General features: G+C 64.8%; 16 protein-coding genes. 12 read left to right on the plus strand and 4 right to left on the minus strand.

Going from position 1 to position 17526, the window contains the following annotated elements; all coding sequences use genetic code 11:
• Positions 1–58 precede the first annotated feature (58 nt).
• From CXR42_RS09165 to CXR42_RS09210, 11 genes are read left to right on the plus strand one after another with little or no spacing between them, the layout of a single operon-like run.
• Positions 59–1129: a coiled-coil domain-containing protein gene (locus tag CXR42_RS09165; protein WP_103257246.1), complete on the plus strand. Its 1071-nt coding sequence runs from the start codon at positions 59–61 to the stop codon at positions 1127–1129.
• A 14-nt stretch (positions 1130–1143) separates the two neighbouring features.
• Positions 1144–1446, plus strand: coding sequence for a hypothetical protein (locus tag CXR42_RS09170; protein ID WP_146038033.1), 303 nt, complete (start codon positions 1144–1146; stop codon positions 1444–1446).
• Positions 1439–2566: a hypothetical protein gene (locus CXR42_RS09175; RefSeq protein ID WP_103257248.1), complete on the plus strand. Its 1128-nt coding sequence runs from the start codon at positions 1439–1441 to the stop codon at positions 2564–2566. Before CXR42_RS09170 ends, CXR42_RS09175 begins: the two co-directional genes overlap by 8 nt.
• A 55-nt stretch (positions 2567–2621) precedes the next feature.
• Complete coding sequence (locus CXR42_RS09180) at positions 2622–4550, plus strand: AAA family ATPase (protein WP_103257249.1); 1929 nt, start codon at positions 2622–2624, stop codon at positions 4548–4550.
• A gap of 22 nt (positions 4551–4572) precedes the next feature.
• The gene (locus CXR42_RS09185; RefSeq protein WP_103257250.1) at positions 4573–4905 is read left to right on the plus strand and encodes a hypothetical protein; all 333 of its coding nucleotides are present in this window, start codon (positions 4573–4575) and stop codon (positions 4903–4905) included.
• The gene (locus CXR42_RS09190) at positions 4902–5282 is read left to right on the plus strand and encodes a hypothetical protein (RefSeq protein ID WP_146038034.1); all 381 of its coding nucleotides are present in this window, start codon (positions 4902–4904) and stop codon (positions 5280–5282) included. The genes CXR42_RS09185 and CXR42_RS09190 overlap by 4 nt, the downstream gene beginning before the upstream one ends.
• Positions 5279–5944, plus strand: a complete 666-nt coding sequence (locus CXR42_RS19320; RefSeq protein WP_146038035.1) for a hypothetical protein — start codon at positions 5279–5281, stop codon at positions 5942–5944. The genes CXR42_RS09190 and CXR42_RS19320 overlap by 4 nt, the downstream gene beginning before the upstream one ends.
• Positions 5945–7306, plus strand: coding sequence for a DUF6638 family protein (locus CXR42_RS09195; RefSeq protein WP_103257252.1), 1362 nt, complete (start codon positions 5945–5947; stop codon positions 7304–7306). It abuts the gene before it with no gap.
• Positions 7303–7575 (plus strand): hypothetical protein, encoded by a 273-nt coding sequence (locus CXR42_RS09200; protein WP_245875399.1) that lies wholly within the window; start codon positions 7303–7305, stop codon positions 7573–7575. The genes CXR42_RS09195 and CXR42_RS09200 overlap by 4 nt, the downstream gene beginning before the upstream one ends.
• Before the next feature lie 7 nt (positions 7576–7582).
• The gene (locus CXR42_RS09205; RefSeq protein ID WP_103257253.1) at positions 7583–8251 is read left to right on the plus strand and encodes a DUF1523 family protein; all 669 of its coding nucleotides are present in this window, start codon (positions 7583–7585) and stop codon (positions 8249–8251) included.
• A gap of 52 nt (positions 8252–8303) precedes the next feature.
• Entirely contained in the window at positions 8304–8948 is a 645-nt protein-coding gene (locus CXR42_RS09210; RefSeq protein ID WP_103257254.1) for a peroxiredoxin-like family protein, read from the plus strand.
• Between the two features lie 6 nt (positions 8949–8954).
• Here the strand turns inward: CXR42_RS09210 and pheT are convergent, their stop codons facing one another.
• The 4 genes from pheT to lysA form a co-directional block, all read right to left on the minus strand.
• The gene (gene pheT, locus CXR42_RS09215; protein WP_103257255.1) at positions 8955–11372 is read right to left on the minus strand and encodes a phenylalanine--tRNA ligase subunit beta; all 2418 of its coding nucleotides are present in this window, start codon (positions 11370–11372) and stop codon (positions 8955–8957) included.
• 57 nt (positions 11373–11429) lie between these two features.
• Positions 11430–12152, minus strand: a complete 723-nt coding sequence (locus tag CXR42_RS09220; protein ID WP_103257256.1) for a heparan-alpha-glucosaminide N-acetyltransferase — start codon at positions 12150–12152, stop codon at positions 11430–11432.
• Between the two features lie 278 nt (positions 12153–12430).
• Positions 12431–14983: a TIGR02302 family protein gene (locus tag CXR42_RS09225; protein WP_103257257.1), complete on the minus strand. Its 2553-nt coding sequence runs from the start codon at positions 14981–14983 to the stop codon at positions 12431–12433.
• A 39-nt stretch (positions 14984–15022) separates the two neighbouring features.
• On the minus strand, positions 15023–16288 hold the full coding sequence (gene lysA, locus CXR42_RS09230) for a diaminopimelate decarboxylase (RefSeq protein WP_103257258.1): 1266 nt from the start codon (positions 16286–16288) through the stop codon (positions 15023–15025).
• 160 nt (positions 16289–16448) lie between these two features.
• Between lysA and CXR42_RS09235 the strand changes: the two genes are divergently transcribed.
• The gene (locus CXR42_RS09235; RefSeq protein WP_103257259.1) at positions 16449–17423 is read left to right on the plus strand and encodes a quinone oxidoreductase family protein; all 975 of its coding nucleotides are present in this window, start codon (positions 16449–16451) and stop codon (positions 17421–17423) included.
• Positions 17424–17526: the final 103 nt, after the last annotated feature.

The following is a 17526-nucleotide window of genomic DNA, read 5'->3' on the forward strand; positions in this document are numbered from 1 at the left end:
TGATGTAATTCCCCGTCACATTACTATGTGCAGGGACAAATGGTCACAGGAGGGCGCGATGGCCGATTTCGAGACGCAGATCAAGGAGAGCCAGGCTCAGGTCGCCGAGGCGCAGGCGAAGATCAGCGCGATCACTAGCCGGATCGAGGCCGCGCGGACCAAGCTGGACCAGGGCGTGCAGCTGGACGTGGAAAACGCCACGCTGGATGATGTGTCGAAGCACACCGACCTGATGAACGCGAACATCGCCGAGCTGATCATGGGCCTGGACGACGTGACCGCGGGTTTCTCGACCGAATTTGCCGAGATGCGGTCAAAGACGGGAATGGAGACCTTCATCGGCATCTTCTCGTCCGCGAAGGCCGAGTCGATGCGGCAAGAGCGGATGCGTGCGGCCACGATCGATGACAAGCTGCAGGACCTGATCTCGAAATCGGACGTGATCGTGAAGCTGCTGCAAGGGCAGCTCGACCTTCTGAACACGCAAAAGACGCGGGTCGAAGGGAACCTTGCCGGCACCCTGACCGAGCGGGAAGAGACCGTCGCGGCACTGGAGGCGGTGCGCCGGGAAGTCGCCAGCCTAGATCCAAAGATCATCGAGCTGGAGAACAAGATCAGCGTCGAGCAGGACGCGGCGGCGCGGACCAAGCTGGAGACGGAGCTTGCCAACCTGAACGCGCAATACAACGCGCTGGTGCAGGACGAGCAGGTGAAACTGGCGAAGTCCCAGACGCTGGAGCGCTATATCGAGAAGGGGAAGACTTGGGTCGACAGCCTTCAGAACCAGGCGGCGACGCAGCTGGTGCTGATCAACAAGCTGCAGACGGACACCAAGCAGCGGGTGGTGCTGTATGATGCGCTGACCTCCAGCCTCAAGACCGCCCAGCAGCAGGACGTGGCGCACCGGATCAACGAGATCGGTGTCAAAACCGACCAGGAAGCCCAGACCGCGATGGCGGCGATTGGCGCTGCGACCAACGACAAGATGGCCGACATGCTGGAAGCGCATGAGGGGCATATGGTGTTCGCGCGGCAGATCCTGGAGCAGAAGGCGAAGGCGGATGAACGCTTTGCCCGGCGCTTTGCCTCGATTGTCGAGAAGCACGACAAGAACGCGTACGGGGAATGAGGTTTAGGCGTCAGGTGCGCTGGGCCCTGACGCGCGGGATCGCGGCGATATTGCTGGGAGTTTGCCTTGCCTTTGTGACCGTAATCTTCGAGCTGTATGGTCACCGGATTGCGCAACAGGTTAGCGGGATCATGACTGTCGCCTTGATCTCGGGCGGGGCACTGATGGCTTTGCTTGGCGGGGCGGCGCGGATGGGACAGCATTGGATGTTTTTGCGCGGGATGCCTGCCGGGCGGCTTCGCAGCTTAGTGCTGCGCCATCCGGTTTTGCGGTGGTGGTATGGGGTCGATTGCGATGGGCAGGCGGTAGATGACTGACAGAACCGTCAAGGACCAGCTTACCTCGGACCATCACGAGCTTTACGACACACTCGTCGCGAGGCGCTACTTTGCCAAGTTCGACCGGATCACCGGGCATCTGGGCCGGGTGGCGGCGGAGATGGAGAATGAGGGAAAGCTGACGCGGACCGAGGCTCGGCTGCTCGGGGTCTACCTCAAGGCGGTGGCGACGACGTTCCGGGCGTTGAACCACAAGTACCTGATGACGGGGCGGGGGGAGACGGCCCCGCGCCTGACCATCGACCGGCATGAGAGCGGGTTTCCGGTGGCTCAGGAACTCATGACGATGGCCGTCGATGCCCAGCAGGCCGAGAAGCATCTGGCCGGGATGCCGTCCGAGACGGAACTGAAGGACCGGATGGTGCGGCAGATCGTGGGGGATCAGGTGATCCCGACCGCGCTGCAATTCGCGCTGTCGCAGCGGTATTACTATGAGGCGCTGGCGGCGGGGGGCATGTTCTGGGCGCGGAATGATCCGGATGCGCAGTGGATCGAGGATCTGGGTTCGCGGCGGCATTTCCTGGTGCATTGGGCGGTCTGGGACACGCAGGTCAACCTGCCGGTGGTCTACCTGATGGACCTGGAGGACAGTGGCAAACGGCCGATCCTGAACGACGCCTACCGCTGGCCGCAGGCTCAGGCTGCGCTGATGGCGCAGTCGGTGGGTGGGTTGAAGCTGCTGACGATTGCGACGGGGTTCGACAAGGATTTCGCGGACCTGCATCCGAAACGGCTGCGGCGGGTGATCCTGGGGCCGATGTATTCGTCCAGTTTCACGTTGCAGTCGGGGCCGATTTCCAAGGTGCTGGAGGGCGCGAAGGCACCCGAAGGGCAGGATTGGGCGCTGGTCTGGACGGTCGAGGACCTGATCTCGGACCGCGAGGAAGAGGTGAAGGACGGCTGGTTCTCGTCGGTCCAGCGGCAGGTCTACAAGCTGGACCCGGTGGCGGGTGTTGAGTTGGGGGCGACGCGGCAGGACCGGATGATCATCCTGCCGGAGAAGCCCTATCAGGTGTTGGTCGAACAGAACCCGCGCGGGCTGCAGGGGCTGCGGAAGTTCGTCGTGGGGGCCGGGGGGCGGCTTATTCCGACGTTGTAGCCGGGGGCCAGCCCCCGGACCCCCGGGATATTCTCAGACAGAAAATGAGGGTTTCATGAACACGCGCGACACGATGGAGCTGAAGGAAGAGACGATCCGGGCGCAATATGAGGCGGCCTTGGGGATGGTCTTTGGCTTCGATCACGCGCCGCGGTTGGCGAAGCCCTTGGTGGTGGCTGCAGTGGCGGAGCGGTCGCCCGGCGTGGGGACGCGGCCGACGTTCCGGTCGACGGTGCCGGGGATGGCGACGCGGACGACCGCGCGGCCCGGCGGGGTGCGGCTGGCAGAGCGGGTCGAGGGGTTGGGGGATGGGCTGGTCTCGCCGGTACAGGCGGCGGTGCTGAACGCGCTGCGGCGATCCTTGGCGATTGCGCTGGCGATGGGGGAGACGTTCTCGGCGCAATCGGGGCTGGCGGAGTTAAAGCGGGCGAACCTGGAGGGGCGGGTGCCGGAACCCCGGCGCGCCGAATTTGGGGAGTTGCTGGCGGGTGAGGCGCTGGTGGTCTTGTTCACCTTCGGCAATGCGCTGGCCTATCTGATCGCGCCGCATGTGGGGACCACGACGGTCGAGTTGGGCGAGGTGGAGGAGGTTCTGACCGACAATGCTCCGCTGGCCTTGCAGGGGGCCTTGTGGGAGCTGGATCAGGACATCGGGGCGCTGGCGACCGACGATGTGAAGCTGGTGGCAGTGGTGTCGGCCTTTGCCGAGGCGCTGATGAAGAAGGTGCAGATCCGGGCGGAGAATGGGGCGCGGACTTCTGTCTTTACGGGTGGAAGCTGGAAGGTGGAGGCGGATGGGCTGACGCTGTCGGGGTTCAAGCCGGCCAAGGCTGCGAAGGGTGGCATGATCGCCATGGCCTTCAAGAAGCCGCATGAGGTGGTGGGGAACCACATCGCCAAGTACCAGTCGCTGCGGCTGTCGAAGATGCTGATGGCCTATGACTTCGAACGCCGCCTGAACCCGTTCGCGGAATTGGGCGGGTTCATCTTCACCTTTATGGGGGATGGGAAGCCGGGGACGGGGAAGACCACGCTGATCCAGATGATGGCGGGGTTGCTGAACGATTACTGCAAGGTGGCGGGGTATCCGTTCCGGTATCAGAACTTCTCGATCGACCAGATCGACAGCTATCAGGGCAAGTCGGGGCAGAACGCGAAGGCGTTCATCGACGCGGTACTGGACCCCTCGGTCATCGGGTTCGGGACCATCGACGATATCGACCAGGTGGCGGGGAAGCGGGGGGACCGGCAGTCCTCGGCTGGCCAGCAAGAGGTGACGGCGGTCTTCATGCAGGCCTTTGCAGGGGCGGGGACGGTGGTGCGGGGGAACTGCACGTTTGGCATGTTCTCGAACTATCCGGAGAACGTGGACGACGCCCTGCGCCAGCGGGCCGGGGCGCGGTTTCTGGTCGACGGGCCGCAGTCGAAGGAGGATTACATTGATATCCTCTCGCTTCTCTTGGGGAAGAACCATGCGATCCCGGTGGGGGAGCATGATCTGTTCGCGGCGCAGGAGATCAAGAAGGCTGTGGCCGCGTCCTTTGAGGGGCATTCGAAGCCGCATGAGGAGGGGTTGCTGAAGGTCTGGGACCGGGTGTCGGGTAAGATTGGGAAGCTGGATACCCTCGCCAAGATGGGGGCCTACCTGAAAGCGATCCAAGAGGCGGATGAGCGGTTCACGGGCCGGGCGATCAAGAACATCACCGATGCGGTGAAGGTCCGGGCGATGGACTTTGAACTGCCGGATGAGTGGATGGATCAGCCGGACCTCTTCCTCTTCAAGCCCTATGACGAGAAGCTGGCGATGATCCGGGGGCTGATGACGCCGATCTCGGTGGAGATGGTGATCCAGGAAATCAACCGCTACGCCGACAGCGAGTTCCGCTATGCCGACAAGTCGGACGAGGTGGCCATCGAGGCGATGGTGCGCGACTTTGGCCGGACGGAAGAGGCGAAGCGGCGATATCTGGAGGGGAAGGGGTGAGGCCCGCTCAAGGAAGGCTTCGATGACCTGCGCCTCGGCGTTGTTTCAGCATGTCGGCCTCTTGGCGGGCAGCGGTCTGGCAATCGTCGTGGGGCCCTGGCTGTTGGTCAAGCTTGCCGCGTCTGGCGGTTGGCGGTTTGTCTTGGCGCTGGTGCTGGGGTGGGGGCTCGCTTCCGGTGTTGTCGTCCTTGCGGTGCTTGGGGTGCTGGCCGCGCGTTCGGCACGAAGCGGAACTCCGGAATGCGCGTGGTCCGACCTGATCGCCAGCCTGTGGTATATGTCGGTTGCTGGTCTTTTCATTTCTGTGCTGCTCACCATGGTCATCCGGCGGCGCGCCAGACGGAAGAGCGAATGAACGAGCCACTGACCCTGTGGAATTCGATCCTGCCCCTGGCGGGGTTGTGCGCGCTGGTGGCCTGGCTGCCGGGGTGGGTCGCGGGGCGGGGGAACCTGTCGCAGGCGAGGCTTTCGCGGGCGGTGGGGGTGACGGCGGTGGTGGCGCTGGGCGTGGGGGCCGTGCTGACGGCGGGGCTTTATGCGGCGATCAACGAGGGGGTCTGGGCAGGGGTTCTGGCGGCTCCGCTGGAGCGGGCGGGGTTCTTCCTGGGCCGTTCGGCGTTGTTTGCGCTGCTGTGGGGTCCGGTGCTGGGGTTCGTCTGGCTGGTGAAAGCGCAGGAGCTGAACCGGCGGTTGGGGATGCGGATGGTGGATGGTGAAGGGGGGAAGGGGTGATTAAACGAAACAAAGATTTTACCGAGAGCGCAACAGAGTTCTGGCTTACCAGTTTCTTAATTCTGTTTACCAATCTTGCGGCGACGGCCGAACCTTTGTCGGCCGAGAAGTTCCATGAGCTAGTTTACATGGACGACGGAGTGTCTCTTCCTGAGCTGATAAACTGTTCCGCGGTTAGCTTGGAAGCACCGGCGCTGCCAATTTGGTGCCGAGTCGGCGGCATAGAAATTCACTTGGAAAACAACGTAGTAAACGGAGTGAATTTGGGAGAGATATTCGGAGAGGTATCCATGGATGCAATTTGGACCGCTGTGGAGAGCGATCAAACTGATATGCTTCCACTTAAATTCCTTGATTGGAACTTCGATGTAAAGGAGACATGGTCTTACTCTGATGACAGCCGAAATGTATTCTGTTCTTTTGGCGGCCCATCGAAAGAAGAATCGGGATTTGGCGTTCCAACGCTTCAAACCGCCCGTTGTTTTCAGTTTATCGAAGGAAGCTATCTGAATCCTGGACAACGAATGCTCAAGACTACGTTCTACGATCTTGGAGATCTCTCTTTAATGGGTGCAAATACGCCAACCGATTTGACACTTTTCAAGAGTGTTGTCGTGTTTGTGGCACTGACTACCCGAATTGAACTTCGCAGTGAGAAGTAAGTGAAACGCCTCATCCAACGCGGTCTCATGTTCGGGAACCTGATCGAGGTTTCCTCTCCCGCCCTTGTCGAGCGCTACAACCGGGCGCTCAAGCATCTTACCAGCAAGACCACGAAGCTTGACGATTTCCACATCGACCTGTCCGGCTATTCGCCCGAGATTGGCGACGAATTAAACGACGACCTCTACCTCAACCCCAACGGGGCGAACCGGCAGTTCATCTTGCTGACAACGGCGCAGAAGGATGCGCCTTTGCTGAACATCAAGTTCTCCACCAGCCGGGGGATCCTGACGCAGTTCATCGAGAAGAACGAGGCGCAGTTGTTTGCCCTGACCGCGCGGGATGCGGTGGCGGGGGAGTTGCAGAACTCGGTCTACGCGTTCGACACGCCGGCCAAGCTGTTCGACATCCGGCAGGTGACGGTCGAGGCGGATACGATCGGCGGGCATGTGGCGGATGCGGGGAAGCTGGCGAAGCTGATCGAGCGGTTCCGGGTTGAGCCGGACGGCTGGCGCGATGATGTGCTGGTAGCGGAGATGATTGGCCTTGCCAAGAAGACGGGCGACGTGACGCGGGTGCCGATCAGCCTTCCGGCGATGACGTTCCAGCAGCAGAACTTCTGGACCAGCCATTTCGGCGGGGTCTACATCTTTCAGGGCGTGCGCTATCCGGCGGCGATCTCGACGCTGGACTGGAAAAGCCTGGGCGAGGTGCCGGTGGCGCAGGTGATGGACCTGGACCACCGCAACCAGATCGCCGACTGGCTGGAGCGGAACGGGCTGGTGGAACCCATCGTGCAGGCGCGGGGGACGGATGCCTCGGCCATCCTGCGGCAGAAGATGGATTTCATCCTGGTCGATGCGGCGGACCGGCTGGGGATCGAGGTCGGGGATGCGCGACGGACGGAACTGCGGAAGGTGGCCTACAAGCTGGGCACCTCGTTGCCCGAGGAGTTTCTGGGGCTAGCCGCCCTCCTCCGCTGGGTCGAGGCCGGGGGGGCCTGGCCGAAGATCACCTCGGAGCATCCGGCCTATTTCTACACGCTCCGCGGCAAGGGGCCGGACCGCGACCTGGTGAACATGCTTCTGTCCGAACTCTCTCCGATGGACGTGCGGCAGATGTTCATCACCCACAAGGAGCTGTTCTACGCCCAGTACGCCACGTGGTCCGACCGCAAGAAAACCTATGTGGCGGACTTCCTGGCGCGGGAGTATCAGGTGGACCGTGAGGGCGCGCGGACAGCGCTGTTCGGGCCGGAACCGTCGATGGACGAACTCCATCGGCCGCAGATGGCGGAAGGCCCCAAACCGGCGCGCCGAACGGTGGTCGGCCCCTGGGGCGCAACTGGAGGGCGGCGATGATCGGATTTCTGCGCGCCATCGTGATCTGGGCCGTGGTGGGTGCCGTGGCCTATTTCGTGCTGCGGATCTATGCCCGCTCGCTGCGCCGCGAGGCGCTGGAGAGGGAATGGGACGCCGCCCCCAAGGGCGATGCCGTGGCGCGGGAGGCGTTCATCGACAAGGGCATGGCCGAATATGAGGGCAGCCTGCGAAACCGGCTGCTGGTCATTATCTTCGTCCTGCCTTTCATCGCGATCGCGGTGCTCCTATATCTGGTCAATTACGCATGAGGCCGCGATGCGATACGTGAAATGGGCTTTCTGGGGCACGCTTGCCCTGATCATCGGGCTGTTCCTGCACTATACGCTGCCGCAGCATGACGTGGTGCGGGTCGTCGGCACCTATCAGGAACGCCAGGACCTGAACGACTGGACGCGGATCTTCTGGTCCTCGCCGGACGACCAGTCCACGGCCCTGACCAACCGGGACGTGCAGTTCATCCAGACCGTGCTGGCCAGTGGCGGGGTGATGGTCTACCGGAACGAGGACACGGGCTGGAGCTGGCCGCCCTATTTCAAGTTCGACACGGCCAGCCTGCAGACCGAGGCGGACGACCTCCGCTCGACCGCCGAGGCCCCCAAATGGGCCGTGGTCACGCATTACGGCTGGCGGAACGAGTTGATCTCAAGCTTCCCCAACGCCGTTGGGATCCGCTCTGTCGAGGGGCCGGATGTCACCATCATCCCTTGGTTCAACATCTTCTTCTTCGGCTTCCTGCTGATCCTGGCCGTGCTGATCCGCAAGATGTGGCTGCAATTCCGCGAACGGATGATCGACCCTGCGCTGGCGGATGCGGGCGAGGCCTGGGATTCGGTCGAGGCCCGCGCCGAGACCGCCCGCAAGGGCGCGCGCGGGTTCTTTGGGCGGATCGGGGCCTGGCTGAACACCTGGCGGGCGAAGAAGTAGGGGAACAAATTCGCCGAGCCTCCGGTTTGGTCCCTTTGACCGGAGGCCTGCCATGCGAGACGACCTGACCCCCGGCGCGCGGTTTCCTGACTTCGTGCTGCCCGATCACACCAAGACCCAGCGTCGCCTGTCGGACCTGCAAGGCGACCAGCTGATGGTCATCTTCCTGACCCGCGGTTTCTTCTGCCCCAAGGACCGTGCCCAGATGCACGAACTGGTGCGCTTTCACCCGCAACTGGTGGTCGGGTATACCCAGGTGGTCACCATCACCACCGACGACTGGCACATCACCAACAACTACCGCCAGCAGACCGGCGCGCCCTGGCCGTTCCTTTACGACGAGGAAAGGGTAATTCAGAAGGATCTGGACATCAAGGAATACACCGACACCACGCATGACGTGATGATCCCGCACACGATCGTGCTGGGCCGGGGGCTGAAGGTCCACAAGATCTACAACGGCTATTACTACTGGGGCCGCCCCTCGACCGCCGAATTGCACGCCGACCTGCGCGACGTGGCGCGGCAGACCTATCCGGACTGGGACATCACCCGCCCCGAGATGCGGCAGAAGTGGGAGAAGGGCGAGACGTCCAGCTTCTATCCCTATTCCAACGAAAGTATCTCGATGGAGACGCTGATGCTGCAGATGGCCGGGGCCGTGGACCAGTACGCCGGAGAGGCGAAGGGGGAGTGACCCCCCTTACGCGCGTAGACTGCCGCCGGTCGCTTTCGTCACCTTCTCGATGATCTTGGCCGACACGGCCTCGATCTCGGCTTCGGTGAGGGTCGCGGTCACCGGCTGCAGGCGGACAGTCAAGGCGATGGACTTCTTGCCCGCCCCCATCTGCGCCTCTGCCTTGTCGCCGGTGAACTGGTCGAAAACGCGGACGCTTTCGATCAGGGTCTTGTCGGCGCCTTGCGCGGCGTTGGCCGCCATCAGGGCCTCGACCTTGGCGTCGACGACAAAGGCGAAATCCCGCTCTACCGCTTGCAGGTCGCTGATCGCCAGCGCCGGACGGGTCGGCGTCTTCACCTTCGGCGCAGGGACGTTGGCGATCAGGATCGTGAAGGCCACGGCGGGGCCCTTCACATCCATGGCCTGCAGGATGCGCGGGTGAACCTCGCCAAAACTCGCCATCACATTCGGCCCCAGCCCGATCACGCCCGAGCGGCCGGGGTGCCACCATCCCGTCACCTTGCGGCTGATCTGGACGCGGGCAGGCGCCCCAAGGGCGGCCAGCACCGCCTCGGCATCGGCCTTGGCGTCGAACACGTCGACCATGCGCCGGCTGCCGTGCGGATCACGCTGCGCGGCGGCACCGATCAGCAGACCCGCGGCTTGCAGGTGCTGGTCGCCCGGTTCGCCGCCGTGGAAGGCGGGGCCGATCTCGAACAGCGCCAGGTCCATGAAGCCGCGCGCCTGGTTCCGGGCAGCCGCGGCCAGAAGGCCGGGGAGGAGATCGGGGCGCAGGTGCGTCATTTCGGAGGAGATTGGGTTATCCACCCGCACGGCCTCGGTTCCGCCACCAAACAAGGCTGCGGATTTGGCGTCGATGAAGCTGTAGGTCACGGCCTCATTATAACCAAGTGCCGCGATGGTGCGGCGGGCGGTGCGTTCGCGGACTTGCAGCGGCGTCAGGATCGGGCGCGGCACGCCGGGAAGTTGACGGGCCATCGGCGCGCCTTGCAACTTGGTCAGACTGGCGATGCGGGCGACTTCCTCGATCAGGTCGGCGTCGCCCAGAATATCAGGGCGCCAAGTCGGCGGCGTCACATCATTGCCGTTCAGGGTGAAGCCCAAAGCCTCCAGCGTGGCGCGCTGGGTGGCTTCGGGGATCTCCATGCCGACAAGGCTGACAACGCGCGCGGGATCAAGGCGATAGGTGCGGGTCGGGTCGATGGCCGCGCCGTCCTGAACGACGGTCCCGGCCTCGCCGCTGCAAAGATCAAGGATCATCTGCGTCGCCAGTTCCAGCCCCGGCAGGGTGAAAGCCGGGTCGACGCCACGTTCAAAGCGATAGCGGGCGTCCGAGTTGATCTTCAGCGCACGGCCGGTGGCGGCGATGGTGATCGGGTCCCAGTAGGCCGATTCCAGAAACACGTCAGTCGTCTCGGGGGTGCAGCCCGAGGCTTCGCCGCCCATGATCCCGGCCAGCGATTCCGGGCCGTGGTCGTCGGCAATGACCATCTGGCCGGACGAAAGGGCGTAGGTCTTGCCATCCAGCGCCAGCAGCGTCTCACCTTCCCGGGCGGGACGGATGTGGAGGTCGCCCTTCACCTTGGCGGCGTCGAAGACGTGCAGCGGGCGGTTCAGGCCGAAGGTGAAGTAGTTGGTGATGTCCACCAGCGCCGAGATCGGGCGCAAGCCCAGGGCCTTGAGCCGCGCCTGCATCCAGTCGGGCGAAGGGCCGTTCTTCACGCCACGGATCAGGCGACCGGCGAAGTGGGGGCAGCCCTTGGCTTTCAGCTCGGGGGCGATGTGGATGCCGATGGGGGTGTCGAAGGTGCCTGCGACCGGGGTGGCGGTGACGGGTTTAAGCTTGCCCATGCCGCGCGCGGCAAGGTCGCGGGCGATGCCGTGGATGCCCAGGGCGTCGGGGCGGTTCGGGGTGACCTTGATCTCGACGACCGGGTCATTGACGCCGCGGTAATCGATGTAGCGCAAGCCCAAGGGCGCGTCGGAGGGCAGTTCGATGATGCCGTCGTGGTTGTCGGACAGCATCAATTCGCGTTCAGAGCAGAGCATGCCGTTACTGTCCACGCCCCGGATGTTGCCGGGCTTCAGGTCGACGCCGGTTCCGGGGACATGGGTGCCGGGGGGTGCGAAAACGCCGACCAACCCGGTCTTGGCATTCGGCGCGCCGCAGACGACTTGGACTTCCTCACTCCGACCGCCGGGGCCTTCGGGGAAAGTCTCAACCCGGCAGACGCGAAGGCGGTCGGCGTTCGGGTGCTGGACGGCCTCGATCACCCGGCAGATGCGGAAGGCACCAAGCTGGGCGGTCGGGTCCTCGATGCCCTCCACCTCCAGCCCAAGGTCGGTGAGCGCCTCGGCGATGGCATCGACAGGGGCCTCGGTTTCAAGGTGATCTTTCAGCCAGGACAGGGTGAATTTCATCGGCGGGCCTCCAAAACTTGCGCCCGGATTAGCGGAAAGCGGCGGGAAGGGGAAGCGTCAGGAGGTGACGCGGGCGTAGAGGTTGAAGAGGCCGAAGAGGATCGGTTGGTGGATCAGGTAGATCACCAGCGAATGGCGGCCGGGAAAGCCAAGGGCGCGGGTCAGCCGCGTGGGAGGGGTGCCACGCCAGAGGTCCAGACGGAGGGCCTTTGCGATTGCAATGCCGGCCAGCGCGGGGGCCGCCCAGGGGACAAGGGGCACGTAATCGCCCATCATCGGGCGGGTCTCGGCCAGGCCGGTCCAGACCAGCCAGAGCGGGTCGAAGGCCGGGAAGCGCCGGCCCCAGGCGGCTGCGAAGATCGCGGCGGCGAGGGCAAGGGTGACGGGCCAGGGCAGGCGGAGGGCGACGAGGCCCAGCAGGCTGGCGGCGGCGATGGCGTGGAGGATGCCGAACAGGATCGTGCCGCCGGGGACGAACCAGATGCTGGCGAGGGTCACCAGGAGGGCGCCGGCGGCGATCTTCGCGAAGCGGGTCCAGAAGGCGGGCCAGCGGATGCCCCGACCATGGGCCAGCCAGAGGCTGACCCCGGAGAGGAACAGGAAGCTGCCGGCGATCATCCGGGCGAAGTAGTACCAGAAGGGCTGGCTCATCGTATCGGGGGGGATGTAGCCGAACAGGGCCAGGTCGAAGGTGAAGTGAAAGACCACCATGCAGAGGATCGCCAGGCTTCGCGCGAGGTCGAGCGGTATCAGGCGGGGGGTGGGGTCGGGTGGTGTCATGCCGTCAGAATGGCGCGGTTCGGCGGGGGCCGCAAGGCTGGCGGGTGTCCACGGTGGACAATCCGAGTAAATCTATGTCTATCAAGCACTTGGTCGCGGGCATTAGGGAATTCTTAGGACTTTCCAAGGGCCGTGCCTGAGGGCTGGCCGAAGGCTCGTCGAGCACTTCGTGCACTCCTCGCCTGGTTCCTGGTTTGGCTGGGGAGCCCTGCCCTTGGAATCGGACGACCCCGCGGCCTGTTGCGACGAGTGCACGAAGTGCTCGAGGAGCTTTCGCGTCAGAACAGTTGCAACAGCCGCTTGAAGTAGTCGAGTTCCTCGCTGGGGCGGGTCAGTTCGCCGGAACGGCGGCGGAGTTCGTCCAGCAACTCTTGCGCGCGCTGGTTCGGATCGTTTTGCACCATGTTCGAGTCCGAGCCGATCCGCGCCGTATCGCCCTGTTCGCGGCCCAGGGGATCGCGGCCGTTTGGATCGGCGCTGCCGAATTCCTGATTTTCACCGTCGGCGCCGCGCTGTTCGCGCTGCTCTTCGGCCATCGCCTCGCCGAAGTTGCGCATCCCGTCGCGCATGGCCTCCATCGCCTCGGCCTGACGGTCGAGTGCGCCGTCAAGGTCGCCCTGGCGCAGGGCCTCTTCGGCCTCGTCCATCGCGCGGCCGGCGCGGTCAAGGTTGCGGCGGCCTTCCTCGCCCTGTTCAGAGCCATCGCCAGGCAGCTGGCCGTCCTGCAAGCGGTCCAGACGGTTGCGCAATTCTTGCTGGCGTTCGGCAAAAGTGCCTTGGCCCTGGCCTTCGCCTTCCTGCTGGCCACCCTGGCCCTGTTGCTGGTCGCCCGGCTGCTGACCGTCCTGGCCGGGCTGCTGGTCGCCCTGCTGGCCGCCTTCGCCGCGCTGCATGTCGCGGTAGGCTTCGTCCGACAGCTCCTGCTGGTCGCGCAGCGTGTCGCCAAGTTCGCCCATCGGGCCGCCCTGGCCCTGGCCTTGCCCGCCCTGGCCTTGCACGACCTCCATATTCTCCATCAGTTGGCGAAGCTGTTCCATCAACTCGGCAGCTTCGGCGGTGCGGCCCTCTTCCATCAGGCGCTGGAGTTCGTCCAGCATCTGCTGGAGCTGGTCGCCCGACATCATCTGACCCTGCATCATGCCTTGCTGCTGCTGGTCGCCGGGATTGCGCTGCGCCTCTTCGGCCAGTTCGCGCATGTAGTCATTCAGCGCCTGCTGCATTTCCTTCATCAGGCGGTCGATTTCCTCGGGCGAGGCACCGTTGCGGATCGCCTCGTCCAGGCGGTCCTGGGCGCGTTGCAGGCGTTCAAGGGCGTCCTGAAGGTTCCCCTCCTCGACCATCAGGGCGATGTTCCACAGCTTTTCGGCAAGCGCATCGCGATCTTCGGTCGACAGGCTGGCCTCTTTCGCCTCCAACTCGCGCATCAGGACGCGAAGGTGCAGGAAGGCGCGTTCGTGGCGGATGAAGCCATCCGGGGCGAAGGTGACGGCCTTCAGCAGGTCGACCGCGCGCGGGGCGTTGACGCGGTTCCACAGGATGTCGCGCCGCATCTCGATCAGGGCGGCGGCGAGGGGGTCGAAAAACCGTTTGCCCGGCAGGGTGACGCTGTAAGGCTCGGACTGGCCTTCCTGCCCGGCCGCATCGACGGCGGCAAAGACCATGGTCACCGGCAGATTGGCGAAAACGTGTTTCGACAAGTCATCGACGAGGGTTTCAGCGATCTCGACCCGCTCGCCCGAGAGGGGCATCGGCAGGTCAAGAACCACGGGTTCGACGAGTTCGGGATCGGGGATCAGGCCGTGGCGACGGTCGATCTGCGCCAGGTCCAGCGCGATAGTGACACGGCCGGCGACGACGCCATAGTCGTCCGAGGCGGTGAAGCCCTGGGTGAAGCGGCCGTCGCCTTCGCGGCCGATCTCGCCCGCGATGCTGATCGCCGGGGCGGCGTCGGGCAGGGCTGTCACCGCCCATTCGCGGCCGCCGGGGCCTTCGATGGCAAGGTCGCCCGAGCGGGTGACGGTAAAGTCGCGCACGCCAGCCATGCCGTCGGGGGCGGCGGCGACTTCGGTCGTCTCGGGCACGGGCGGGGGCGGGTCGGCGATGGTCTGGGTGACGGTCAGCGTGCCTTCGGGGCCGTAGAGGCGGATCTGCAGGCGGGTGCCGGTCGGCACGGAAAGCGTGGGGTCGGTGATGTCGTTCAGGTAAAGCGAGGGCTTGCCGGTATAGGCCGGGGGCTGGGCCCAGGCCTCCCAACTGGGGCCGCCAGGCATGGCGATGGCCGGGCCGGGGGCAAGCCCGGTGACCGAGGCCGCGCGCCAGAACGAGCCGAACATCAGCGCCATGACAAAGGCGGTCAGCGCGACGTAGCGCAGGCTGAACGGGTCGCGCGACGACAGGCGCAGGTCGGGCTGGACCGGGCGCGCCGTGGCGGCGCGGGCGGCCATCCGCTCTTGATGCGCCTGCCACACGGCCAGCGACGCAGGGTCCGCGGTGCCGATGGCCTGGGTGTCGCGCAGCGCGGCGATGGGGCGGCCGGGCATGGTGGCGTCCAGGCGGTTCAGCGCATCGGTTACTGTCGGCTTGCGAAAGCGGCGAATCCCGATGGTCAGAAGGACAAGCGCAAGGACAGCGACCACACCGCCCGCGATCTGGGCGTAAAGCAGCGGCCCCAGGTCCTGCAGCCCGAAGGCCAGCACGGCCAAGGTCAGCAAAAGCAGCGACCACAGCGGCCAGAAAGCCCGCGACAGGCGTTCGGCCCACAGGCCGACCAGCGTCAGGCGCATCGGCCAGACGAGCGATTTCAGCGGCGGTTGGGTCTTGGGTCCGGTCATCTTACCTGCCTTTGACCGGATGACCCACAGCCTGGGGCGTCACAGCCACGCGGGGATGGTATCGCGATTGAGGATTTCGTCAAAGCTTGGACGCGCCCGAATGACGGCGAAGTGATCCCCGTTGACTAACACCTCGGGGATCAGGGGCCGAGTATTGTATTCCGACGCCATGACCGCCCCATAGGCGCCCGCACTGCGGAAGGCGACAAGGTCCCCTTCGGCGACCAGTGGCAGGTCACGGCCCTTGGCAAAGGTGTCGCCGGTCTCGCACACCGGGCCGACCACGTCGAATTCCTGCGTGGGGGCGGCGACGGGGGGCTCGGCCACCGGGACGATGTCATGGTGCGCGCCGTACATCGAGGGGCGGACAAGGTCGTTCATCGCGGCGTCGAGGATCAGGAAATCGCGGCCCTCGCCGTTCTTCACGTAGATGACCTTGGACACCAGGATACCCGCGTTGCCACTGATCAGGCGGCCCGGTTCGATCTCGACCTCGCAGCCCAGATCGCCCACGGTCCGCTTGATGAGGGCGCCATAGTCGGTGGGAAGGGGCGGCGCGTCGTTCGTGCGGGTGTAGGGGATGCCAAGCCCGCCGCCAAGATCGAGCCTTGTGATCGTGTGGCCCTCGGACCGCAGGCGCCGGGTAAGGTCGGCGACCTTGAGGTAGGCCTGTTCGAAGGGCTCCAACTCGGTGAGCTGCGACCCGATATGCACGTCGATCCCGATGACCTGCAGGCCCGGCAGGCGGGCGGCCTCGGCATAGACTTCGGAGGCGCGGGCGATCGGGATGCCGAACTTGTTTTCCTTCTTGCCCGTGGCGATCTTCTCATGCGTGCGGGCATCCACGTCGGGGTTCACCCGGATGGTGATCGGGGCGGTCACGCCAAGCGAGGTCGCAACCTCGGACAGCGCCCGCAGCTCGGGTTCGCTTTCCACGTTGAACTGCCGGATACCGCCGGTCAGGGCCAGCCGCATCTCCTCCCGGGTCTTGCCGACGCCGGAAAAGACTATGCGGTCGCCGGGGACGCCGGCCGCCTTGGCGCGCAGGTATTCGCCGCCCGAGACCACATCCATCCCGGCCCCAAGGTTGCCGAGGGTCTTCAGCACGGCGACGTTCGAAAGCGACTTGATCGCGAAGCAGACCAGATGCGGCAGGGGCGACAGCGCCTCGGTGAACAGGTTGTAGTGCCGGGTGAGGGTCGCCGTGGAATAGACATAGAACGGCGTGCCCACGGCCGCGGCGATGTCCGGGATCGCGACATCCTCGGCGTGCAGCGTGCCGTTCTTGTACTGGAAGTGGTCCATCGTAACCCCCGTCTGTCCGCGCCCTGATACCCGAGCGCCCGACGGGAGCAAAGCGCCGATTTCTTCAAAGAAATCGGACCGGAAATCGCGGATTTCCGCTGCCCCCGGCTGGCCAAGCGCAGCACCCGGGCTAGGATGGCGCAAAGCAAGGGGGAAGCACATGGCACGCACCGTCATCATCGAGGCCCATGGCGGTCCAGAGGTCCTGAAACTGGTCGGCCGCCCGGTGGGCGATCCGGGACCGGGAGAGCTGCGCATCCGCCACATGGCCTGCGGGCTGAACTTCATCGACGTCTACCAGCGCACGGGCCTTTATCCGATGACCCTGCCTGCCGCCCTGGGCATGGAAGCCGCCGGCGTGGTCGAGGCGGTGGGCCCGGGCGTGACCCATGTGAAACCGGGCGACCGCGTGGCCTATGCGGCACAACCGCCGGGGGCCTATGCCGAGGCCCGCGTGATGCCAGCCGCGCAGGTCTGCCCCCTGCCCGACGGCATCAGCTTTGATGAGGGCGCGGCGATGATGCTGAAGGGGATGACGGTCCACTACCTCTTCCGCCGCACGACGCCGCTGAAGGCCGGCGATACCGTCCTTTTCCACGCCGCTGCCGGGGGCGTGGGCCTTCTGGCCTGCCAATGGGCCAGGGCGGAAGGCATCACCCTGATCGCCACCGCCGGCTCGGACGAGAAATGCCGCCTCGCGCTGGACCATGGCGCCGCCCATGCGATCAACTACCGGACCGAAGATTTCGTGGCCCGCGTCAAGGACCTGACCGGCGGGAAGGGCGTCGATGTGGTGATGGATGCCGTGGGCAAGGACACATTCGACGGCAGCCTGAACTGCCTGAAGCCCTTTGGCATGCTGATTTCCTTTGGCAATGCCAGCGGCAAGGTCCCGCCCCTGGATATCGGCGTCCTCGCGGCCAAGGGCTCGCTCAAGGTCACGCGGCAGACGATCTTCACCCATATCGCCGATCACGCCACCTGCCAGCAGATGGCGCAGGAGCTTTTCGACATGGTCCTGTCGGCCAAGGTGAAGATCCGCATCGACCAGCGCTTCCCCCTGGCCGAGGTCGCCGAAGCCCACCGCGCGCTGGAGGCAAGGGCGACCACGGGCCAGACGATCCTGACGCTTTAGGCTTTCTCTTCCCCAAATATCCTCGGGGGGTTTGGGGGGCGAAGCGTCCCCAACAGCCGAGCCGTTTTGCGTTCTTCACGCAAAATGGCGAGAGGAAAGGCTT

Source organism: Tabrizicola aquatica, assembly GCF_002900975.1.
Taxonomy (GTDB): Bacteria; Pseudomonadota; Alphaproteobacteria; order Rhodobacterales; family Rhodobacteraceae; genus Tabrizicola; species Tabrizicola aquatica.